The organism is Methanothermus sociabilis, assembly GCF_055392295.1.
Genome location: NZ_AP042467.1, coordinates 704179 through 725283, shown reverse-complemented (window position 1 = coordinate 725283; position 21105 = coordinate 704179). Strand labels below are relative to the sequence as shown.

22 protein-coding genes, 5 tRNA genes and 1 pseudogene are annotated in these 21105 nt (G+C 30.7%); 13 read left to right on the top strand and 15 right to left on the bottom strand.

From position 1 onward, the window contains the following. Window position 1 precedes the first annotated feature (1 nt). The 5 genes from ACZ5LY_RS04080 to ACZ5LY_RS04060 are packed head-to-tail and all read right to left on the bottom strand — an operon-like array spanning window position 2 to window position 4368. On the bottom strand, window positions 2–763 hold the full coding sequence (locus tag ACZ5LY_RS04080; protein ID WP_464576974.1) for a glycosyltransferase: 762 nt from the start codon (window positions 761–763) through the stop codon (window positions 2–4). Beyond that, on the bottom strand, window positions 760–1833 hold the full coding sequence (locus ACZ5LY_RS04075) for a glycosyltransferase family 4 protein (protein WP_464576972.1): 1074 nt from the start codon (window positions 1831–1833) through the stop codon (window positions 760–762). Before ACZ5LY_RS04075 ends, ACZ5LY_RS04080 begins: the two co-directional genes overlap by 4 nt. After that, the gene (locus ACZ5LY_RS04070) at window positions 1830–2708 is read right to left on the bottom strand and encodes a glycosyltransferase family 2 protein (RefSeq protein WP_013414144.1); all 879 of its coding nucleotides are present in this window, start codon (window positions 2706–2708) and stop codon (window positions 1830–1832) included. Before ACZ5LY_RS04070 ends, ACZ5LY_RS04075 begins: the two co-directional genes overlap by 4 nt. A 5-nt stretch (window positions 2709–2713) precedes the next feature. Next, on the bottom strand, window positions 2714–3712 hold the full coding sequence (locus ACZ5LY_RS04065) for a flippase-like domain-containing protein (protein ID WP_464576970.1): 999 nt from the start codon (window positions 3710–3712) through the stop codon (window positions 2714–2716). Next, window positions 3691–4368 carry a glycosyltransferase family 2 protein gene (locus ACZ5LY_RS04060; protein ID WP_464576968.1) on the bottom strand — a complete coding sequence of 226 codons (678 nt, stop codon included), beginning with the start codon at window positions 4366–4368 and terminating at the stop codon, window positions 3691–3693. Before ACZ5LY_RS04060 ends, ACZ5LY_RS04065 begins: the two co-directional genes overlap by 22 nt. A gap of 64 nt (window positions 4369–4432) precedes the next feature. On the opposite strand from ACZ5LY_RS04060, the gene ACZ5LY_RS04055 reads away from it, so the two are divergent. Beyond that, on the top strand, window positions 4433–5137 hold the full coding sequence (locus ACZ5LY_RS04055) for a sortase (RefSeq protein ID WP_464576966.1): 705 nt from the start codon (window positions 4433–4435) through the stop codon (window positions 5135–5137). A 316-nt stretch (window positions 5138–5453) separates the two neighbouring features. After that, entirely contained in the window at window positions 5454–7730 is a 2277-nt protein-coding gene (nrdD, locus tag ACZ5LY_RS04050; RefSeq protein WP_464577991.1) for an anaerobic ribonucleoside-triphosphate reductase, read from the top strand. On the opposite strand, the gene ACZ5LY_RS04045 is transcribed toward nrdD, so the two are convergent. Both ACZ5LY_RS04045 and ACZ5LY_RS04040 read right to left on the bottom strand, forming a co-directional pair. After that, a complete protein-coding gene (locus ACZ5LY_RS04045) occupies window positions 7731–7997 on the bottom strand; it encodes a hypothetical protein (protein WP_464576964.1) in 267 nt (88 codons plus the stop codon). It lies immediately after the preceding gene. 51 nt (window positions 7998–8048) lie between these two features. Then, window positions 8049–8129: pseudogene (locus ACZ5LY_RS04040) on the bottom strand (hypothetical protein); the annotation flags it as partial. A gap of 180 nt (window positions 8130–8309) precedes the next feature. On the opposite strand from ACZ5LY_RS04040, the gene ACZ5LY_RS04035 reads away from it, so the two are divergent. Beyond that, window positions 8310–9464, top strand: coding sequence for a glycosyltransferase (locus ACZ5LY_RS04035; protein WP_464576962.1), 1155 nt, complete (start codon window positions 8310–8312; stop codon window positions 9462–9464). 24 nt (window positions 9465–9488) lie between these two features. Then, window positions 9489–10427 carry an FkbM family methyltransferase gene (locus tag ACZ5LY_RS04030; RefSeq protein ID WP_464576960.1) on the top strand — a complete coding sequence of 313 codons (939 nt, stop codon included), beginning with the start codon at window positions 9489–9491 and terminating at the stop codon, window positions 10425–10427. Here the strand turns inward: ACZ5LY_RS04030 and hjc are convergent. From hjc to ACZ5LY_RS04000, 6 genes are all read right to left on the bottom strand, one after another. Next, window positions 10421–10837, bottom strand: coding sequence for a Holliday junction resolvase Hjc (hjc, locus tag ACZ5LY_RS04025; RefSeq protein ID WP_013414137.1), 417 nt, complete (start codon window positions 10835–10837; stop codon window positions 10421–10423). The genes ACZ5LY_RS04030 and hjc overlap by 7 nt on opposite strands. Before the next feature lie 35 nt (window positions 10838–10872). After that, window positions 10873–10945: transfer RNA gene (locus ACZ5LY_RS04020), tRNA-His, on the bottom strand. A gap of 17 nt (window positions 10946–10962) precedes the next feature. Beyond that, window positions 10963–11046: transfer RNA gene (locus ACZ5LY_RS04015), tRNA-Leu, on the bottom strand. 22 nt (window positions 11047–11068) lie between these two features. Beyond that, window positions 11069–11143: transfer RNA gene (locus ACZ5LY_RS04010), tRNA-Glu, on the bottom strand. A 13-nt stretch (window positions 11144–11156) separates the two neighbouring features. Then, a tRNA-Ile gene (locus tag ACZ5LY_RS04005) sits at window positions 11157–11230 on the bottom strand. A 7-nt stretch (window positions 11231–11237) separates the two neighbouring features. Beyond that, window positions 11238–11310, bottom strand: a tRNA-Asn gene (locus tag ACZ5LY_RS04000). Window positions 11311–11570: 260 nt separating this feature from the next. Between ACZ5LY_RS04000 and map the strand changes: the two genes are divergently transcribed. From map to ACZ5LY_RS03955, 9 genes are all read left to right on the top strand, one after another. Then, window positions 11571–12488: a type II methionyl aminopeptidase gene (map, locus tag ACZ5LY_RS03995; protein WP_013414136.1), complete on the top strand. Its 918-nt coding sequence runs from the start codon at window positions 11571–11573 to the stop codon at window positions 12486–12488. A 12-nt stretch (window positions 12489–12500) separates the two neighbouring features. Then, on the top strand, window positions 12501–14036 hold the full coding sequence (locus ACZ5LY_RS03990) for an oligosaccharide flippase family protein (protein ID WP_464576957.1): 1536 nt from the start codon (window positions 12501–12503) through the stop codon (window positions 14034–14036). A gap of 31 nt (window positions 14037–14067) precedes the next feature. Then, window positions 14068–15279, top strand: a complete 1212-nt coding sequence (locus ACZ5LY_RS03985; RefSeq protein WP_464576955.1) for a glycosyl hydrolase family 18 protein — start codon at window positions 14068–14070, stop codon at window positions 15277–15279. A 108-nt stretch (window positions 15280–15387) separates the two neighbouring features. After that, window positions 15388–16167: a phosphosulfolactate synthase gene (comA, locus tag ACZ5LY_RS03980; RefSeq protein ID WP_464576953.1), complete on the top strand. Its 780-nt coding sequence runs from the start codon at window positions 15388–15390 to the stop codon at window positions 16165–16167. Further along, complete coding sequence (locus tag ACZ5LY_RS03975) at window positions 16164–16925, top strand: ATP-binding cassette domain-containing protein (RefSeq protein ID WP_464576951.1); 762 nt, start codon at window positions 16164–16166, stop codon at window positions 16923–16925. Before comA ends, ACZ5LY_RS03975 begins: the two co-directional genes overlap by 4 nt. A gap of 5 nt (window positions 16926–16930) precedes the next feature. After that, window positions 16931–17632: a GTP-binding protein gene (locus tag ACZ5LY_RS03970; RefSeq protein ID WP_013414131.1), complete on the top strand. Its 702-nt coding sequence runs from the start codon at window positions 16931–16933 to the stop codon at window positions 17630–17632. 2 nt (window positions 17633–17634) lie between these two features. Continuing rightward, the gene (locus ACZ5LY_RS03965) at window positions 17635–18276 is read left to right on the top strand and encodes a (Fe-S)-binding protein (RefSeq protein WP_464576948.1); all 642 of its coding nucleotides are present in this window, start codon (window positions 17635–17637) and stop codon (window positions 18274–18276) included. Further along, window positions 18273–19106, top strand: a complete 834-nt coding sequence (locus tag ACZ5LY_RS03960) for a coenzyme F420-0:L-glutamate ligase (protein WP_464576946.1) — start codon at window positions 18273–18275, stop codon at window positions 19104–19106. Before ACZ5LY_RS03965 ends, ACZ5LY_RS03960 begins: the two co-directional genes overlap by 4 nt. Window positions 19107–19108: 2 nt before the next feature. Next, complete coding sequence (locus tag ACZ5LY_RS03955) at window positions 19109–20017, top strand: DUF5591 domain-containing protein (protein WP_013414128.1); 909 nt, start codon at window positions 19109–19111, stop codon at window positions 20015–20017. Here the strand turns inward: ACZ5LY_RS03955 and ACZ5LY_RS03950 are convergent, their stop codons facing one another. Beyond that, window positions 20018–20524, bottom strand: a complete 507-nt coding sequence (locus ACZ5LY_RS03950) for a TIGR00295 family protein (RefSeq protein WP_013414127.1) — start codon at window positions 20522–20524, stop codon at window positions 20018–20020. Beyond that, window positions 20511–21032, bottom strand: a complete 522-nt coding sequence (gene tfe, locus ACZ5LY_RS03945) for a transcription factor E (RefSeq protein WP_013414126.1) — start codon at window positions 21030–21032, stop codon at window positions 20511–20513. Before tfe ends, ACZ5LY_RS03950 begins: the two co-directional genes overlap by 14 nt. Window positions 21033–21105 lie beyond the last annotated feature (73 nt).

Genomic DNA, 21105 nt, shown 5'->3' with positions numbered 1-21105 from the left:
TTTATGATTTTCCTTGAATTTTTCTTAATGCCAATGAAAATAGAAGTTTTAATCTTTGTAATAGCAATGGTTCATCTGTTCTCCAGGTACCGCATGTAGTATGTATCTCCTTGAGATCTTTATGTTTCTCTAAAATTTTCTTAAGTTCTTCATAATAATCACTAGGATGATATCCGAGATTTAAAATGGTTTTCAATGCATTCATTTCTTCAGAATGTTTGGAGAGATGATATATTTTCAATGGAAGAGTATATATTTTAAATCCTCTCTTTTTTAAATCTAAACAATAATCAACACAATAAAGATGCCATCCTTGACAAGTTTTTTCATCAAATTTATATTTTTTAAAAACTTCTCTTGGAACTATAAATAAACATTCATCAACAGTTTCTACTTCAACAGGTTTATTTGTTGGAGTACCCCACCTTTTTGGTGGAAATTCATGAATTATAACATTTTTCTTTACACCTTCTTTAGTTACACCAGCAACTCCAGCAACACCTAAATTATCAAGATCCTCAAGAATTTCTTCAGCTTTTTTAAGCCAATCTTTTGTTAGAAGTTCAACATCTTGATGACAAAATAATAAATAATCTCCTTTTGCTTTCTTTCCAGCATAATTCAAGGCTTCAGCAGCAGATTTAAATTTATTGAATCTATTATCCACTAGTATTCTTTCATGGTCAACTTGTTTTTCTAAGGACCTTAACAAATAATCATTTAAAATTTTTTCATTGTTGTATACGCATATCACCGATATCATACTATCTTGTATAGTATTTTTTCAAATTCATCAGCACTTCTATCCCAATTATATTTTTTTGCTGTTTTAATTCCCATTCTTGCAATTTTTCTTCTTAACTTTTCATCCTCTAATAATTCAATGCTTTTTTCCGCAATTTTTTTAGGATTTCTTGGAACTATGAATCCATTTTTTCCATCTTCCATATATTCTCTAACACCTTTACAATCTGTTGTTACAACAGCTGTTCCACAAGCCATGGCTTCTAATGGAGGTAATCCAAAACCTTCTACTTTTGAGGTATAGATAAATACATCAGCTAAATTATATAATTCTGATAATTTCTTATCACTAACTCTATTATAACTAATATCTCCAAAGTCTTTACCTAAAACTATTGTTTTAACATCATTTTTATTTCTTTTAATTATCTTCAATGCTTCTATAAGTTCTTTTCCACCTTTATATTCTAAATCCCTATATATACCCATCACATATTTTCCATCTTTTTCAACATTTCTTGGATAAAAAATGTCATGATTTATTCCATTCCTAACTAAAAAAACATTGTTTGAATACTCACTTAACCATTCTTTCATCCATTCAGATATGGTTATAAAATGCATAGGAAGATTCAAAGATTCATAAAACATTTTAAGGTAGTAGTCGCCTTTTTCAGCAACAGATTCCTCAAAATCTTGGCAGAGATAAACAGGAATTCCTTTATTGCTTCTATATACAGCAAACGCTGTTAAAAATCTTGTTGCAATGTTAACATCACAATCAGGTGTATATTTTGCCAAAACTTTAATCATATCAATGTTAAGACCTATTTTTCTAGCTAGAGTATTTAATTCATAATAATACAGCTTTCTTCTAAAAATAAGTCTTTTCACGTAATCAAAAAATTTAAAGAATTTTGGTAAAGGTACATAATTTACTTCTGCTTTCAATGGAAACCATCTGTGATCTCCTCCTAATGCTGTTATGGTTACATCGTGTCCTCTCTCGACCAATCTATTTGCAATTTCAAATACAAATCTTATACCCCCTGTCATCGCTGTTAATTTCACTGTAAAATTTATTTTCATCCTTTAAAACCCTCCAACAATCCCTTTAAATAACATTTATATGCTTGAGGATATTTTCTTATATAATAGTAACTTTCCAGCCAAAAAACATTTGAAAAAAATTTAAAAACAAATTTAATGAAGTTTTTCATTCCAGTTTTTTTAATAAACAAAATTCTACTTTTGTTTAAATGATACAACTCAAAACATTTATTTGTGGATGCACCATGTTTATGCCATATTACAGCCTCTGGCTGATAAAATGACTTATAACCATGTTTTTTTCCTCTGTAACACCATTCAACATCTTCATAATACATAAAAAACCTTTCATCTAACAATCCTATTTCCTCAATTACATCTCTTTTAGTTAAAATACATGAACCACTTACATAATCCAATTCAATTACTTCATTGTATTTACTAGAATCATTTTCCATATAACCTAACAGATAAGCTCTGGCAGTTGTTAAATCTACATATCCACCGCCAGCAACCTGAATTACATTTTTTTTATCATAAAAATAAGTTTTTGGTCCAACAAATCCTATATCATCACTTGATTCCAATAATTCTACCATAGGCTTTAAGAAATTTTCATCAACTACAGTATCATTGTTAAGAAGCAAAATATATTCAAATTCATTATTTAGTGCATATCTAATTCCTATGTTGTTTCCACCAGCAAAACCAAGATTTTTTTCATTTGCTATTAACTTAAATTTAGGTTTATTTTCTATGTATTCCTTGATTTTTTCAACAGAATTGTCTGTGGATCCATTATCAACCACTATAACTTCATAATTTTTATAATTTAAATTGTTAAGAGATTTTAAACATTCAATTGTATCCTTCCATCCATTCCAATTCAGAATTATTATTGCCACATCATCCATGAAAATCACTCAGTTTTCAATGTTTCAATATATTTCTTAGTTTCATCTAGTATATCTGGTGCATAATATATTGAAAATGCCAATCCAAGTATTGTTACTAACCAAAATGATACAACTCTGTCCATAAATGCAATACTACCTGCTATAGAACTTGGAATTTTAAATAAAACCAATAAACCTGTAGATGAGACTTCGATGGAGCCCATACCACCAGGCAATGCAGAAACAATGCCAACCACATTTACAATTAAAAATAATACAACAACAAGTGGGAAGGCAATATACTTGTTGAATGCAAGTATCACTAGATACAATCTAAAACATTCTGTTAGCCAGGACAAAATTGATAACAATGAAACTAAAAATAATCTAAAAACAGAAATTTTTCTTGTTTCTGTAACTATTTTTTCAATTGTATTTATGGCTTTAACATATAGATTATCCAATATTTCTTCATCTAATGGTAAAAATTTTAAAATATTGTGGAATTTAACATACAACATTGTTCCTATTTTTGCATTCCAAGCAAAAACATAGATGAGGACAGTGATTAAAATTGATAATAAACCACCAATAATAGCTATAAATCGTAGTTTAGGCATTGAGAACCCAACTATAATCAAAATAATACCAACTACACCAAGATCAAAAAATCTTTCAACTAATCCTGCGGACATTCCTAATGAAAAAGATATTTTATTGATTTTTTTGCCTGCCAGGGCTGTTATTGGTTCACCGCCAGCCCTTGAAGGTGTTATATTACCTGCAAATAAACCTATAGTTTTCACAATAAAATTTTTTTTCAGATCATTTTCCCGTGTTAATATTCCCCATCTCACAGACCTAATGATAATTGCAAAGATGTGTGTAAACATTGCTAATACTAATAAATTCCAATTTGCCTTAATCACTGTTTTATAAAGTTTATATGGTCCGATCCACAAGATCAGCGATAATATTAATAAAAAACTTATTGAAAAAATTATAATGCTTTTTTTTGACACAATTTTCCACCTAATGTTTTTATTAGGAAAATTATAAATTTTACAATGTCTCTCAACTTTATGTAGGATTTTCTACCTTGATATTTACAAGTTATAGGTACTTCCTCAACTTTAAGTCCATGTTCAGCAGCTTTAATTATTGCAGCTGATTCAAATATATAATCATTGTAGGGGATAGAAAGAAAAATTTCTGCATTTTTCGCCTTGATAGCCCTAAAACCACACTGACTATCTGTTAAATTATATTTTGTTATCAAATTTATAATCTTAGTTGTTATCATGTTGGAAAGCCGACGTTGCAGCGGCATTTCCTCAATTCCATGTAAGAACCTGGATCCTATAACCATGTCTGCCTTTTTATCCAAAAAATAGGGTATAAATTTAGGATCATGCTGACCATCAGCATCTAAAAAAATTAATGTATCATACTTTTCTTTTAATGCTGCTTTAATCCCTGTTTTCAATGCTGCACCTTTACCCTTATTCTCCCCATGTTTTATTACTTTTGCACCATATTTTTTTGCAATTTTTGATGTATTATCTGTTGAACCATCATCAACTACTAGGACTTCACCATATTTCAAACATTCTTTAACAATCTTTCCGATCGACTTTTCTTCATTGTACGCTGGTATTATTATTATATTTTTTTTCACGTTTTTTACCTCGTTAATTTTTTTAGATAGTAGAGAGATATCAATGTGTACTGGGGGCGGAAATGTGAAAGTAAAATTATCTACAGTTATGATCATTGTTGGGGTTTTTATAATTTTTCTTTATGCACTTATTGAGGTAAGTTATTATGCCTCAAAGATAACTATAGAGAATAAATACACAGCCACCTTAGAGATACCTGCAATAAACTTAAAAGAAGAAATCAACAACAAATCACTAGCTTATGGTGTATACTATGATCCTAGATCGTCCATTCCTGGGTCTGGAACTACAGTCCTCTTTGGACATAGAACGCTTTATGGATCTCCATTTATGAATTTAGATAAATTGAAAAAAGGCGATGTAGTATATGTTAATTGGCCAAAAGTTGGAAAAATTGAATATAAAGTTGATAAATCATTTGTAGTTCCTGCAGACTATGAAATACCTTTGCGTCAAGGCAATAAATTGTTACTTGTTACTTGCTATCCTTTTGGTTCAACAAGTAAAAGGTTAATAGTTGAATGTAAGATTGTTAAGATATTACCTTTAGAAAAAATAAAAGTGGAAAATCCAAATAAAAATTATTCTTTAGCCATAATTGTTTTGTTTTTCCTATTTTGCATGCTGATTTATAAAATATACCCATATAGAGAGGACAAACTTATTTTATTGGTTGTATTCCTTTCTTTAACTTTAATTTTAATTTTTGCTTATATAAATCCAGTACCTCCAGAATTTATTTCAGATAAATTACTTTCTTGGAGCTAAAAATTCCTAAAAATAATTTTTGAACATGTTATTTTCAGACTTTAAATTTTGTTGAACATCTTCTTTTTAGTTTTTTAAATTAAAGATATATTATTTTCAACTTTTTTAACACCATATTTCTTTTTTTCATTTTATAACCTTTTCCTGTGCTTTTCAATTGGAAAATTTTATATAAGATTTGATATAGATGATTACTTGCAAGTTTCCATTTTTGTTTTTTAAGTTTTTAGAAATGGAACATGTTATGCAAAGTTTTTAAGTAATAATTTTTCAATTGAAATTATTAGTGGTGATCCAATTGCAAAAAGATGTAAAGATGTATGTTCCATCGAAAGCAGGCATTACTATAAAAAAGAGCAGTGGGATTAAAGAAAAGTTTAGACCTGGAAAAATAATTAGATCATTGTTAAACATTGGTGTCTCATTGTCAGTGGCAAAAAAAATTGCATCAAAGGTAGCTTCAAATGCATATGATGGAATGACAACAAGTGAAATAAAAATGTTGGTATATAATGAATTACAAAAAATTGATGAAAAGGCTGCAGATGAATATTTGGCTGCAAATGAATTAAAGGTAAGAACAAGTAGAGATAAAATAGAAAAATTTGATAAGAAAAAAATAGAACGAGCATTAATTGTTGAAACAGGGGCTCCAAAACATATAGCTAAAAAAATAGCATCTGAAATTTGGAAAGAACTAAAAAAACTTAGGATTGACCATGTAACTTCCCCAATGATAAGAGAATTTGTAAATGTAAAATTAGTTGAGTATGGTCTTGAAGATTTGAGGAAGAGACATACAAGATTAGGAATTCCTGTATATAATATTGAAAAATTGATAGAAGAAGGTTCAAGAGATAATGCAAACATGGTTCATAACTCAGAAACAATACATAAGTATGTAGCTGATGAAGCATTCAAACAATATGCATTATTACGATTGCTTCCTTCTCATCTTGCAGATGCACACATGAGTGGAGATATACATATTCATGACCTTGAATTTTTCCCTGCTAGACCTCTAAATTGTCTCCAACATGATTTAAGGCTTTTTATTCGTTTTGGACTCAAAGTGGATGGGACAGGAGATCACACAAGTGTTGCTGCACAACCTAAACATCTAGAAACATTGATGAATCACTGTGGCGAAATAATGCTAGCAGCACAACAAAATATGTCTGGCGGCCAAGCAATGTCACTGTGGAATATATTTGTTGCACCTTTTGTAGAGGGATTAAGCTATGAACGCATTAAACAAGCTGTTCAAATGTTTATTTTCAATCTTAATATGGCTTACGCTGCTAGAGGAAGTCAAGTTCCATTCACAAGTATTAATTTAGAATTAGGAGTCCCTGAATTCCTCCAGGATGAAACAGCATACGGTCCTGGTGGTGAGAAAGTAGGAGTTTATGGGGATTATCAGGATGAGGCAAAACTTTTAGCAAGAGCTTTCACAGAAGTTTTACTTGAAGGAGATGCTTATGGAAAACCACATCTCTTCCCAAATACAATTTATGTATTAAGAAAGGAAACATGGGATCCTGAGCTTTTGGAGATGGTGCATGAGTTATCAGCTAAATATGGTACTCCTTATTTCTTAAATATGGAAACAAGCTATAATAATGTTTTAGTAAATGCAATGGGATGTAGAACTAGATTAGGTACAGAATGGACAGGGAATTGGGAGGCTGATTGTTTAAGGACAGGTAATTTAGCTTATGTAACTGTAAACTTGCCAAGAATCGCCTACAGGAGTAGAGATGATGATGAAATATATGACTACTTACATGATTATTTAAGATTGGCAAAAGAAGTACTTGAAATACGAAGGGAGCATGCATTAAAATGTTTGAACCAATACAATATTTTACCTTTCTTATCACAGAAATTCGATGGCGAGATGTATTATAGAATTGAGAATGCAACACTTAGCTTTGGCTTTGTTGGACTTAATGAAATGTTAATTACACATACAGGAGAAGGATTAGAGGATAAATATAGTAGGAGGTTTGGAATTAAAATCATTGAAGAAATAAACAAAAAAGCTCAGGAGTTAAGGGATGAAACAGGTTGGAGATGGTCAGTACTGCAAACGCCAGCAGAATCTACAGCACATAGATTTGCAATGCTTGATATTGAACGTTTTGATGCTGTAGTTCAGGGCACAGAAGGAGCATATTATTACACAAATTCAAGTCATATACCAGTTGATTCTGAGCTTGACATCATTGATAGACTTAAAATAGAGGAAAAATTCCATCCATTGACAAAAGGTGGACATATATTTCACGTCTGGTTAGGTGAATCAGCACCAAATCCTAAAGGATTGATGAGTTTAACAGAGAAAATTTGTAAACGATCAGAGATAGGATTTTGGGCATATAGCAATGCACTTAGTTTTTGTTTGAGATGTAAGACTTTGATGAGAGGATTAAAAGATTCATGTATTAACTGTGGAGAAAAAGATGAAATTGAATGGTATGATAGGATCACAGGTTATGTACAACAGGTTGGTAGGGCAAAAAGAGCAAGTGGAGGTTGGAATAAAGGTAAAAGACAAGAGTTACTTGATAGAAGACGAATTTCACTATAGTTAATTTACTTTTGTGGATTGGTATTCAAAATTTGGATTTTTACCTAAATTACCTTTTTTCCCATCCTTTTTTGCTTTTAAAATAGTTTTTAAGGCTATTAAAGAATGGTTAATAAATATATCGTGGATCAAGACAATAAAAAGGAATGTAAACATGTTAATATAATACAGTAATTTATTTCGTTTTGCTGGATATATTTTCCTAAAAAAAGTATTCTTCATTTCTAGCAAAATAATAAAGTCTATATAAGTTATGCATGCTTCCATCATTCCCCTCTTAAAACCACCAGCAGAACCGTAATTTTCATTTAAGTAAATAATTTTTATTTTATCATTATTTTCTTCATATTTACGTAATTTTTCTCTACTTCTAGGATCTGAATTATTGTCAACAATTATAGCCTTATTAACACCTTCATTAAATGCCGCACTAATACACTTACGTAAATAACTAAATCTATCACCATGAGTAACTGCAACAGCACAAACATTGCATATATTTCACACCTCAAAATTTTATTAATAATATTAATTCGGTTAAATATATAGATGTTGAATTAAATAATGTGAGGTAAAAAAATGAAAGTAGGGATCTTCCATGAAAGCTTTGTGATATCAGGTGGTGGAGAAAAATTAGTAGCAGATATAGCTGAAGCTTTAGACAAAAAAGAGATATATACATTTGTTTTTAAAGATAATGAGGAATTAATTGAACCAGAAGCAAGAAAAATAAAGATAATTAATTTGTTTGAATATATTCCTCGCTGGGCTAGAATTTTCAAACCAAAAATTGCATCATTCCTTTATTTGTATTATGAGATGATAGATATAGGTGAAATTGATGATTTTGATATTATTATTTCATCTGGAAATCCTCCAAGAGCTTTGATTACACCACAGGATGTAATGCATGTAAATTACTGTCACTCAACAATGAGATTTTTTTATGATTTATGGCATTATTATTGGAAGAAATCATATAATCGAGGAATTTTATCTTTCTTTTTTGCGAATTTTTTTAGATACATTGATAGTATTGTTGATTCAAGAGTCGATCATTATTTTGTAAATTCTGAAGTGATAAAGCATCGGCTATGGAAATATTTAAAAAGAGATTCAACAATTTTGTATCCTCCTTTAAAACTCAAAAATTATAAATTTAAAGACAATGAAGATTTCTTTCTCCATATAGGCAGATTTGATAAAGCAAAACAAATAATGCCTGTAATAAATGCCTGTGAAAAAACTAGAAGTAAATTAGTTTTAATTGGAGAGGAAGGAAATGATAAAAAAACATATGAATATGTTAAAAATTATGAAGGAAAGCTAATTGAGTTTAAAGGCTATGTTGATAACAAAGAAAAATTAGATCTTCTTTCAAGATGTAAGGCGGTCATTTATAACCCCAAAAATGAAGATTTTGGAATTGTACCTGTCGAAGCTCTTGCAGCTGGAAAACCAGTCATTGTAAATAAAACTGGTTTTCCACCAATATTACTAAAAAAAACTGGTTATTTACAAAACAAAAATGGTTTAAATATTTATAATGGAGGAATAGTGACTAAAGGGGATGAAAACTCAATTGCAAAGGCAATAAATATACTTGATGACTTAGAATGGGATAATGAAAAAATAAGAGAATTTGCAAAGCCATTTGACTTTGAAGTATTTAAAAAGAAATTAAAAAATAAATTAAAAGAATGGTATAATAATTTTGAGGCTTTTAAGAGTTGAGAATTTTAAAAAGAGGTGGAAGGATTGATTAAAAATTTGAAGTCAAAATATTTGTGGACAAAATTAATTTTTAAAGCAACTAAAGATCCTTTAAGTGCTTTAAGTGTTTTGTTGTTCCGTTTAGGATTGAAAGATAAATGTAAATGTGCATTTAAATATTTGGGAAACATCGAATTGGATAAAAATGATATAGAGAGAGAATATTTTGATTACTTGATATTAGCATGCTCTCAAAAACTTTCCAAAGTAGGAATAAATAATTTAAAAGCATTCTTAAACCAAAGAAACAACAAAATTATAGAAATCAATGGTATAAGGTTCTTGAATTCTGTAAATCGTTATGCAATTTATGAAACTTTTGTTGAAGAACAATATAGAGTTAGAAAAGCGAAAGATGATGAAACGGTGATAGATATTGGAGGTAACATAGGTGACACAGCTCTATATTTTGCATCAAAAGGCTATAAAGTTTATGCTTTTGAACCTATCCCAGAAGTGTATAAACTTGCATTAAAAAATATAAATTTAAATAAAAATTTGGCAAATAGAATAAAATTTATAAATAAAGCTGTTAGTAGTAGTGAAGGAGAAATAGAAATTTCATATGATGGTTTAGAAATGAGTGGCGGTGCTTCATCATATACAAATGGTGAAAAGAAAATTAGAGTTAAATCAACAACGATTGAAAAAATAATTGATGAATATAATGTAGAGCCTTATTTATTAAAAATGGATTGTGAAGGTTGTGAATATGAAATAATAAAAAATTCTGATCTTTCAATGTTTAAAGAAATAATATTTGAATACCACAGATATGAAAATTTTGAAAATCCTAAAATTTTAATTGATAAATTAAGAAACCAAGGTTTTAAAGTTAAAAGTCATAAAAAACTGGCAGAGATACATTTTTTAGGTCCTATTGTAGAGGTAGGAATTGTCCATATGGTAAAAAATTCTCAGTGATCATCAATAAGTTTCATTTGTTTTTCTTCCCCAATAATCTCTTCAAATAACTTACCTTTCAGCATTGCTAAATCAATATCAATACGATAGTTACCACTTCTAGTCTTCTTTAGATCTTTTGGTGATAAAAACAGCCAATCTTTATGGCTAAATTTTACTGCTATATATGCTTCAGCTCCAAATCGTTTTGAAAATTTAATTAACTCTTCGATTTTACTGAAATTAATATATAGAACTTCTTTTGATGTGTACTTTACCTCTATTGCTAAATATTTTTTTCCATTCCCTGCTACAATATCTGGCAATGGTTTTGAAGAACTTCCGGAACCTGCTACTCTGAGAGCTGCAAAACCTTTATCCCAAAAAAGATTTACAAGATCTAATTCTCTACAATAACCTTTTCTATACATTATACCACAAAATTAGTTTTAAAGGATGAAAATAAGGCCAGGGCCGGGATTTGAACCCGAGTCGCGGGATCCACAGTCCCGAAGGATGGCCAACTACCCCACCCCGGCCATTGTGATTTCTTACATGCGGGGGCAGGGATTCGAACCCTGGAAGGCCTAACGCCAACAGGTCCTAAGCCTGTCCCCTTTGACCACTCGGGCACCCCCGCTATGAATAAAAATAAAAAATTATGCTCCGGTCGGGATTTGAACCCGAGTCTTCGGCTCGAAAGGCCGAAATGATTGGCCGGGCTACACCACCGGAGCATTAGGAAAAAAATGGGCCCAATGGGATTCGAACCCATGACCGCCCGGTTATGAGCCGGGCGCTCTACCTGGCTAAGCTATGGGCCCAAAATAACGCCGCCGGCAGGACTCGAACCTGCGACCACTCGGTTAACAGCCGAGCGCTCTACCTACTGAGCTACGGCGGCATTCTTCTTAGCTATAATTTACCTTTGAATTTTTCATATATAAAGTTTTCGGACAAATAAAATTTTTGAATTTTATGTATAAATTTAAGGAGTGTAAAAAAATTTATAATTTTCAAATTATGGTTTTTATTTTTGAGTAACAAAATTTACTAGAGTAGTATTGATTTTTTGGATGAAAAGTTATATCCATAATAAAATTTTTGATTGTAAAAAAGCATGGATAAAATGTCTTTTAATTGCATGTTAAGTGAGTGGTTATCATGGAAAAGTTCAAGAAAGCTGGCAAAATTGCATCAAAAGTTAGAAAAAAAGCAATTAAAGCTGTAAAAGGCGAAATGAAAATATTGGATTTGGCAGAATTTATAGAAAATGAAATAGAAAAAATGGGTGCAAAACCAGCATTCCCATGTAATATATCAGTAAATGAAATTACAGCACATTACAGTCCACCATGTAATGATGATAGGAAAATACTGCCAGGTGATTTAGTCAAAATTGATATAGGCGTCCATGTAGATGGTTTCATTGGAGACACTGCAACTACAGTACTTGTGGAAGGTTATGAAGATTTAAAAAATTATAACGATGAATTGGCAGAAAAAAATAAAAAAATGATAGAAGCCGCAGAATCTGCCTTAGAAAATGCTATTAATACAATAAGAGATGGTGTGGAAATAGGTAAAATTGGTGAAGTAATTGAAAATACAATAAATAAATTTGGATTTAAACCCATCAGTAATTTAACAGGGCATAGTATTGATAGATGGGTCCTACATTCAGGATTATCTATTCCAAATGTTAAGGGTCAAAACTCTCATAAATTAAGGGAAGGAGATGTGGTTGCAATAGAACCATTTGCAACAGATGGTGTTGGTTATGTCGTTGACAAACCAGAAACTTATATATTTAGATTTTTGAGAGATAGGCCTGTGAGAGATCCATATGCATTACGTGTTTTAAGACATGTGAAAAAAGAATATAGGACATTGCCTTTTGCAGAAAGATGGTTAGAGAAAAAACTTGGAAGTAAAGGATTAAAACATGCATTAAAAGTTCTTATTAGACCACGAATTATTTATCCCTATCATGTTTTAAAAGAAAAAAGCGATTCATGGGTTTCTCAGGCAGAACATACGGTACTTGTAGAAAAGGATGCATGTGTAGTATTGACAGAGTAGAAAGGTGGTTTAATGAGTACTTCAAAGCTTGTGAAAGGGACATTTTTAATAATAATTGGTAATTTTATTTTTCGCATTGGAGGATATATTTATAGATTCCTAATGAGTAGGATGCTTGGGCCAGAAGGTTATGGTATACTAGGACTTACAATGCCTTTTCAAGGAATATTCCAGATATTGGCTGCTGGGGGGCTACCACCAGCCATTGCTAAATATGTTGCCGAATATATGGCATTGGATAAAAAAGAAGATGCAAGGGCTGTTTTATATGTATCAATGAAACTAATGATACTTTTAGCGTTCATATTTTCATTAGTAATATTTTTTACTTCTCCATGGATAGCTTGTAACTTTTTTCACAAACCAAACGCTATACTTCCATTACAAGCTGTAGCTCTAATATTGCCTTTTAGCGTGATTGTTGGAGTATTTAGAGGCTTATTTCAAGGAATTTATAAAATGGAATATATCGTTGTAACAAGATTTGTAGAACAAGTTGGTATAATTATTTTTGCAGCAATATTGGTCGTTTTAGGTTTTTATGTTGTTGGGGCTGTAATTGGAACTGCTTTAGGATTTTTAGTGTCTTTAATAGCATCATTAATTGTATTTAAAAAATATTTAGCTGATGATTTCACATATCCAAAAATAGATTTTAAAAAAGAAATTAAAATAGCTAAAATGCTTTTAAATTTTTCAATACCTGTTATTCTTGCAGCTTTATCTGAAATGGCTATATATGATATTGATACATTTTTAATTGGTCACTTTTTACCTACGATATATCTTGGATATTATTCTGCTGCAGATCCTATTGCAAGATTACCTTTGGTAATATCCATTTCAGTTGCAACAGCAGCGCTTCCAGCAGCTTCAGAAGCTTATTCTTTAAAAAATAAAAAACTTTTAGAAGACTATGTGACACAATCATATAGAATTGTGATGTTAACAGTGCTGCCTATATGTGTTGGAATAGCTGTATTTGCATCACCTGTAATTTCATTGCTTTTTGGAAGCCAATATGTTCCTGGAGCCGAACCATTGAGAATATTGGTTATGGGAATGACATTTTATACATTCTTTGTTGTATCTTCCAGTATAATTCAGGGAGTAGGACGTCCATCACTTCCTATGTATATTCTGTTCTTTGGAACGATATTGAATTTCATATTTAACTGGTTTTTAATTCCTATTTATGGAATGGTTGGAGCTGCTACAGCTACAAGTTCTGCAACATTTATAATAATGCTAATATCAATGTTTAAAACATTTGAAGTAACTGGAGTGAAACCTCCTTTCTCTGCATTTGCAAAAATAATAATTGCTTCATTGCTTTTGGGTATTATTTTGTCATTCCTACCAAAAACAATCTTTATGTTAATATTAATGGTATTCATAAGTCCTGTAATCTATACAATTTTCCTCATGGTTTTAAAAGGTTTTGAAGAAAAAGACATAAAGTTGATAAGAAAAGCCGGAAGGAAAATGGGGCCACTAGCTAAATATATAGATAAAATAGCTAACATATTGGAAAAATTTATAAGTTGATTTAAAAATATTAAGAATTGGAGGGACTGATGTGAATTCCCACATTCCTATGGCTTTAATATTGATTAGCATTAGCTTAGCTTTAATTTTAAATTTAGATTGTGCTCATGCTCAAAATATTTCTTCTACATCTTTAAATGGTGTTTGGGTTTGGTCTACAGAAATGGACAATGTGAGTTTTAGTTATTTAAAAAGTAGAGATATAACTAATATTTTTTTATTTCAAAGGGCTTTTGAGGATCCAACACTTCAAAACTCCACAAAAGAATTCATAAACAAGGCCAAGAATGAAAATATAAGAGTCCATGCATGGATAATGTGCTTAAGGCAAAACGATACATGGATAGACCCAGTTAAGCACCCTGAAATCAAAGATGTGCTGGTTCAGAAGGCAACTAAGTATATAAAGGAATACAACGTTGATGGAATACACCTAGATTACATAAGATATCCAGGAAATGCACCAAAGAATGGTACAGATATAATAGCAGATATAGTTAAGTATGTATATGAATCAGTGAAGAAGATAAAGCCAAATGCATTAGTTTCAGCAGCAGTTATGCCAGAAATGTGGGCTAACTATATATATGGCCAAGATTACACAAAGATGTCAAGATATCTAGACTTCATTGTTCCAATGGCTTACAAAGGTAACTACAATGAAACAACTGAGTGGATAGGGAAAGTAACTAGATATGTTGTTGAGCATTCATTAAAGCCAGTTGTCACAGGAATACTTGCATATAGATCAGATAAAAATCCTGTTAAGTTGCCAGCAAGTGAACTAGTCCAAGATATCAGGGCTGCATTGGAGAATGGTGCCAGTGGATTTGCTATATTTAGGTATAGTATGATAGACCCTGATTTTTTTGCACCTTATCTCTATAATATAACAATAAAGAATTTAGGAAACAGCTTTGTAAAGATTTCATATTATGTAAGTATTTACACTGATAGTGTTAAAGGAAATAAAGTATTTTACAAAGAATATTCGCTAGTTTTGGGTCCTGGTGAAGAAATAACATTAAATTTAGGTAAATACCCAAATACATATGCAGTAAGTACAACTCTTATTTTTACAAATTTTGTGAGGTATCACAAACTTCTTAACTTACAGTTAAAATATTGTATTGAAGGTTGTAACCCACAAATAGTGGAAATATGTAAATACATAGCTCCAAAATCTGTATTTAAACATGTAACTAGGTTTACAAATAAGGATAAAACTGTGGATATTTGGTAAATTATCTCATTATTTTTTCGAATTTTGTATTAATTAGTTAATATTTTTTATTAATTAATTTTTTAAGTATCCATGTTCAAAAAATACTCATGTTCAAGGGGTGAGCGCATGAAAGCATTTGAATTTTTGAGACCAAAAAGACAAGAAAAGCCTAGAAATTTTGGTATAACTGTAATGCTGGATAAAGGCATTGGAGCTGAGACAGTTAAAGATCTCATGGAAATTGGAAGTGAATATGTAGATTTTGTAAAGTTTGGATGGTGTACTGCAACTTTATGTGATCGTGATTTGATTAAAGAAAAAATAGAGATCTACAATTCATATGATGTAAAAGTCATGCCTGGTGGAACATTGTTTGAGGTTGCATATTTAAAAAATAAATTAGATAAGTATTTTGAGGAAGCAAAAGATTTAGGATTTGAATTTATTGAAATATCTGATGGAAGTATAAATTTATCTTTAGATGAAAGATCTGAAATTATAGAAAATGCTATAGATGAAGGATTTAAAGTAATTTCTGAAATTGGTAAAAAAAATCCAGAAATTGATAAAAAACTCACACCTGAAAAAAGAGTGAAAATTGCAAAACATGATCTAAATTCTGGAGTAGAAATGGTCACAATTGAAGCTAGAGAAAGTGGAAGAAATGTAGGTGTTTATGATCAAAATGGAAATGTGAAAAAGAGCGAAGTAGAATATTTAATTTCAAAATTACCTGTTAAAAAAGTGATATGGGAAGCTCCACAAAAAGATCAACAAACATATTTCATTATAAGGCTTGGTCCAAATGTAAATCTGGGTAATATTCCACCAGAAGACATAATTGCAGTTGAAACTATAAGGAGAGGTCTTAGAGGAGATACAATAGGGAAGGTGAAGCTAGAATGATAAATTCATTGACAATAATTGGTGGATATGATAAATTTGGTGAAAAAGAACCTGTTAGGAAAGTTAAAGTAAAAAAAGGAGAAATTGTAGGTGTGGTAGGTCCAACAGGTAGTGGAAAAAGCTCATTAATTTATGATATTGAACAATTGGCACAAAGAGATACATTCTCAAAAAGAAAAATTTTAGTGAATGATAAAAAGCCTAGTTATGAGTATCGTGTAAATCCAAAGAAAAAATTAGTTGCACATCTATCACAGCACATGAATTTTTTAGCTGACATGAGTGTGGAGGAATTTTTGAAATTACATGCTAAATGTAGAAATGTAGATGAAAAACGTGTAGATGAAGTTATAGACCTTGCAAATAAACTTACTGGAGAACCAATTAAAAAAACAGATAAATTAACAATTTTGAGTGGAGGTCAATCTAGAGCCCTGATGGTAGCTGATATTGCATTGATAAGTAAATCTCCAATCGTTGTAATAGATGAAATTGAAAATGCAGGTATTAAAAAACATGAAGCTTTAAATGTGTTAACTAAGCATGGAAAAATAATATTTATAGTAACACATGATCCCACATTGGTTTTAAACACAGATAAAAGAATTGTAATGAAAAACGGTGGGATGCAGAAAATTATCAAAACAACTAAAGAAGAAAAAAATATCTCTCAAAAATTGAATGAAATAGATGAATTACTCCTGGACTTAAGAGAAAAAGTGCGTCTAGGTAAAAAAATAGAAAATGTTCCAATGTGATAAAAATGAAATTAGTAATAGTTGCTGGGACTCCTGGGGCTGGGAAAACAGCAATATTAACACATACTCTAAAAATTCTCAAAGACAATGGATATAATCCTGCTGTAGTAAAGGTGGATTGTCTCCATAGTGAAGATGATAAAGTTTTTAAGAAGTTAGATATTCCAACAAAACTAGGACTTGCTATGGACATGTGTCCAGATCACTTTACAATTTTTAATATTGAAGAAATGATTCATTGGGCAAGAGAAAATGAATCTGATTTATTAATAGTTGAGACTGCTGGTTTATGTCATCGGTGTGCTCCATATACTCAAAATTGTTTGGGAGTTTGTGTAATAGATGCTACTCAAGGTCCAAATACACCACTAAAAGTAGGTCCTTTTTTATCAACTGCAGACATTGTTGTGATAACTAAAGGAGATTTAATTTCACAGGCAGAAAGAGAGATTTTTAGAGAGAGGATAATTGAGGTTAATCCAGAATCAAAAATAATTGAAGCTAATGGGTTGAGTGGACAGGGATGTGCAAAATTAGCATTTGAAATTACAAAAACAAAGGATTTATCGTTAAAAAATGAAAAATTAAGATACTCAGCTCCATTAGCTATTTGCACACTTTGCGTTGGTGAAAGAAGAATTGGAAAAAAATATCATCGTGGAGTATTACGTAATATCGATGGTTTCCAAAGATATGAGGGAGAATAAACATGGGAACAAGAAAATTAGAAGAAATTGTAAATCTTCTTCCAGGATACAATTGTGGGATATGTGGATTTCAGAGGTGTGAAGATTTTGCAAAAGCAGTGATCAAACAGGGGTTAGACATTCAAAGATGTCGTTTTTTGGATACAGATAAATTACATGAACTAAAAAAATTAGTTAAGGAAAAACCAGAAATAGAAAAAGAAATAGTTGGGTTAATAGATAATTATACGGCTGATTTTGTTTTAGAACCTTTGAAAAACGAAAAATCTTGTAGAGAAATTTTATATCCATTTTCTGATGTAAAATTAAAAGAAGGAGATATTATAAGGTATAGACCTCTTGGATGTCCAATTACACATTTTGCTGAGATATTAGAAGAAGAAAATGGCTTAATCACTGTACATATAGTTGGACCTAAACATCGTTTAGGAGATAAAAATTTTAAATTTAAAGATATTGGTTTGTGTTTAGTGCTTGGGTTTATAGGAAGAGTTAATGGAAAAATACCAAAAGTTGGCAAAACCGTTAGATTTATACCAAAGCATTGTATGATGCAAAAAGTACATAGTGGAGTAGTTGTAGAAATGGAAGGTAGAAAAGCAAAAATAGAAAGCATTGATCTAAAGGTTTGGAGACCCTTATGAAATATGAAGCAATACCTGTGAAAACTAGATACATTAAGCCAAACGAAGGTTTTGAGGTAATAATCAGGCGTGCTGGACCATTGCTTAAGAACAACGATTTTTTAGTAATTTCTGAGACTCCGATTGCAATTGCTCAAGGAAGAATTTATGATATTTTGAAGTATAAACCTTCCTTAAGTGCAATATTTCTTGCCGAAATTTGGTCAAAATTTTTGTGGGGGTATTTTCTTGGTCCGATATTTAGGATAAAATCTAGAACCATAAAAAATTTGAGGAAACTACCACCAGAAGCTAGAAACCTTAAAGAATTTATTTTAAGACATTATGGATGGTTACATGCATTAAAACCAAGTTCTGAAGCAGGAGTTGATCTAAGCAATGTTCCAGACACTTATGTAGCACCTTTACCAAAAAATCCAAAGAATGTTGCAAAATATATTTCTAAAGAAATTTTAGAGAGATGGAATAAAAAAGTCACTGTTGTAATCGTTGACACTGATGCAACATACAAAGTTTTTGGGAAATTAATAACATCGTTACCTATAGCTGTTAGAGGCATAAAATCCAATTTAGGGTTTTTAGCTTATTTACTTGGAAGGTTTGGGAAAAAGATAGGACCTACACCAATAGCTTCCTCTAAAGAATTACCTGTAACTAAACTAATTAAAATTTCAAAAATAGCTGAAAAAATCCAAGAGAAATTCAACACATTTGAAACTGTTTATGACATGGAAGAATTTTTTGGAAGAGAAGATGTGGATATAAAGATGCTTAACACGATAAAACATGTACCAGCAGTTATTATTAGGAAAGTAAATGAAAGGTGTTGAATTTGATTTTATGTAGTATAGAAGAATCACTTTATAGGCCTGAGGCTATAAGATGGAGAAAAAGAATGGAATTATTAAAACCAATTGATGAACCAATAGTTATATTGCCATGTAGTGCTACAAAACCATATTCGAGATCATTAAGTCATCAAATTTTTAGAAGAGTAACTAAAGGTTATCAAGAGCTTATATTAACATCTCCTTTTGGAATTTGTCCAAGAGAAATGGAAGAAACATATCCTATACGTGCTTATGATGTTTCAACCACAGGGGAATGGTATTTCGAGGAGAAAAAGGTTGTTGGAGAATTATTAAAAAAATATGTGGGAGACAAAAAAGTAATTGCACATGTTGTAGGCGGATATAAAGAAGTATGTGAAGAGTATTTAGATGAATGTATATTCACCTGTGAAGATAAGTCACCTATATCTAAAGAATCGATGAATAATTTGAGAACAGAATTGTCTAAATATGAGAAAATTCCACGTAAAAAATTATTGTTACATAAACTCAAATCTATAGCTATATATCAATTTGGAAAAGGAGCTGAGATTTTAATACCAGAAAATTGTAGAGTTAGAGGTAGGAGAAATAAAATCATACTAGATGAAAATAGAAACCATATTTGTACTTTGTCTAAGAATTTTGGATTATATAATCTTACATTAGAAGGTGGAAAAAGATTGCTAGAATTGGGAACAAAACAGGTAGAAATTGATTTCAAACCCAAAACAAATAAAATATTTGCTCCAGGCGTTATAGAAGCAGATGAGTCAATAGTACCAAGAGATGAAGTGATTGTAACTTACAAAGGAGATATTGTAGGTGTGGGAAAAGCCGTCTTAAGTGGAAATGAAATGGTAAAAGCTGATTATGGAGTGGCTGTGAAAATTAGACGGTTAAAAAAATAATTAAACATCCTCACCAGTTAATTCTTTATGTAATTTTTTTAATCTTTTTATTGCGGGATGATCTCTCCCAAATTTAGATTCCCATTTTTTTAAAACATAATGAATATCTACCTTTTTGTTGCCATTAACTAAATTATCTGCATGAGCAACTATTTTTTCTTCAAGAGTTTCTGGAATGTAATCTTTAGGAGGTAATCCAAGTTTTATAGCTTCATTTTTAGGTATACCCGCACCTATATGTCTTTCAACAATTCTAATAATCTCTTCAGGATAACCTTTTTTTCGCAATATTTTAGCACCTACTATCCCATGGTCAATTCCATGTGTTTTTGATCTACCTATATCATGTAATAGGGCACCACTCAATACTAACTCTCTATCTACATTATTAAATCTTGTTGAAAGTTCAAGAGCCCTTTCAGCTACGACTTTACAATGCTCAATTACATTTTCTGGTAAATTTACTTCTTTGTATAATTTAAAAATCTTAGATTTATTCTTCGACATTATTTGACCCGTTGTTCCTGTAAAAATTTATTTTTCTTTCGATTTCATTGATGATTTCAGAGTTGTCAATATATTCTAACTTTGAATTACATTTTGGACAGTGGAAATTATATTCCATTGCTTCTTCAAAAGTACATCTGAAATCTCCATTCTCACATTCAAAAAATATGTTATTTTTCTCAAATTCTAATGTTTTTTCAAGGCTTCTTACAATTTTCTCATGCTTTCTTTTTATAATTCTTTCTAATTTCTCTGGCTCAAATTTCCAACTATATCTGTACCATTGTGTTTTTGGATCCTTACTACGTCTGTAACTAACTATTCCTCTATCATAAAGCATGTAAAGAATTTTTCGCACTTTGTTTAACTTGATGTCAATGTTCTCTGCAATTTCCTCGTCTGTTGTTAAGCCATTTTCCAAACATTTTATTATTAATAAGCTATTTTTCTTTTCTTCTTCACTTAGATCCTCTAGTAATTCATCAATAATGCCATGTTTTTCTAACATTGCCTTTCACCTGGCACAAAAAATTACTTAATGATTTTTCATTATTTTTTTAATTATTAAATTTTAATATTTT

What these genes read in the sequence shown, in the direction of transcription:
- ACZ5LY_RS04080 (WP_464576974.1), bottom strand. Translation starts at nt 763, where the DNA reads ATGATATCGGTGATATGCGTATACAACAATGAAAAAATTTTAAATGAT.
- ACZ5LY_RS04075 (WP_464576972.1), bottom strand. Translation starts at nt 1,833, where the DNA reads ATGAAAATAAATTTTACAGTGAAATTAACAGCGATGACAGGGGGTATA.
- ACZ5LY_RS04070 (WP_013414144.1), bottom strand. Translation starts at nt 2,708, where the DNA reads ATGGATGATGTGGCAATAATAATTCTGAATTGGAATGGATGGAAGGAT.
- nrdD (WP_464577991.1), top strand. Translation starts at nt 5,454, where the DNA reads ATGTATGTTCCATCGAAAGCAGGCATTACTATAAAAAAGAGCAGTGGG.
- ACZ5LY_RS04045 (WP_464576964.1), bottom strand. Translation starts at nt 7,997, where the DNA reads ATGGAAGCATGCATAACTTATATAGACTTTATTATTTTGCTAGAAATG.
- ACZ5LY_RS04035 (WP_464576962.1), top strand. Translation starts at nt 8,310, where the DNA reads ATGAAAGTAGGGATCTTCCATGAAAGCTTTGTGATATCAGGTGGTGGA.
- hjc (WP_013414137.1), bottom strand. Translation starts at nt 10,837, where the DNA reads ATGTATAGAAAAGGTTATTGTAGAGAATTAGATCTTGTAAATCTTTTT.
- map (WP_013414136.1), top strand. Translation starts at nt 11,571, where the DNA reads ATGGAAAAGTTCAAGAAAGCTGGCAAAATTGCATCAAAAGTTAGAAAA.
- ACZ5LY_RS03990 (WP_464576957.1), top strand. Translation starts at nt 12,501, where the DNA reads ATGAGTACTTCAAAGCTTGTGAAAGGGACATTTTTAATAATAATTGGT.
- comA (WP_464576953.1), top strand. Translation starts at nt 15,388, where the DNA reads ATGAAAGCATTTGAATTTTTGAGACCAAAAAGACAAGAAAAGCCTAGA.
- ACZ5LY_RS03975 (WP_464576951.1), top strand. Translation starts at nt 16,164, where the DNA reads ATGATAAATTCATTGACAATAATTGGTGGATATGATAAATTTGGTGAA.
- ACZ5LY_RS03970 (WP_013414131.1), top strand. Translation starts at nt 16,931, where the DNA reads ATGAAATTAGTAATAGTTGCTGGGACTCCTGGGGCTGGGAAAACAGCA.
- ACZ5LY_RS03965 (WP_464576948.1), top strand. Translation starts at nt 17,635, where the DNA reads ATGGGAACAAGAAAATTAGAAGAAATTGTAAATCTTCTTCCAGGATAC.
- ACZ5LY_RS03960 (WP_464576946.1), top strand. Translation starts at nt 18,273, where the DNA reads ATGAAATATGAAGCAATACCTGTGAAAACTAGATACATTAAGCCAAAC.
- ACZ5LY_RS03950 (WP_013414127.1), bottom strand. Translation starts at nt 20,524, where the DNA reads ATGTCGAAGAATAAATCTAAGATTTTTAAATTATACAAAGAAGTAAAT.
- tfe (WP_013414126.1), bottom strand. Translation starts at nt 21,032, where the DNA reads ATGTTAGAAAAACATGGCATTATTGATGAATTACTAGAGGATCTAAGT.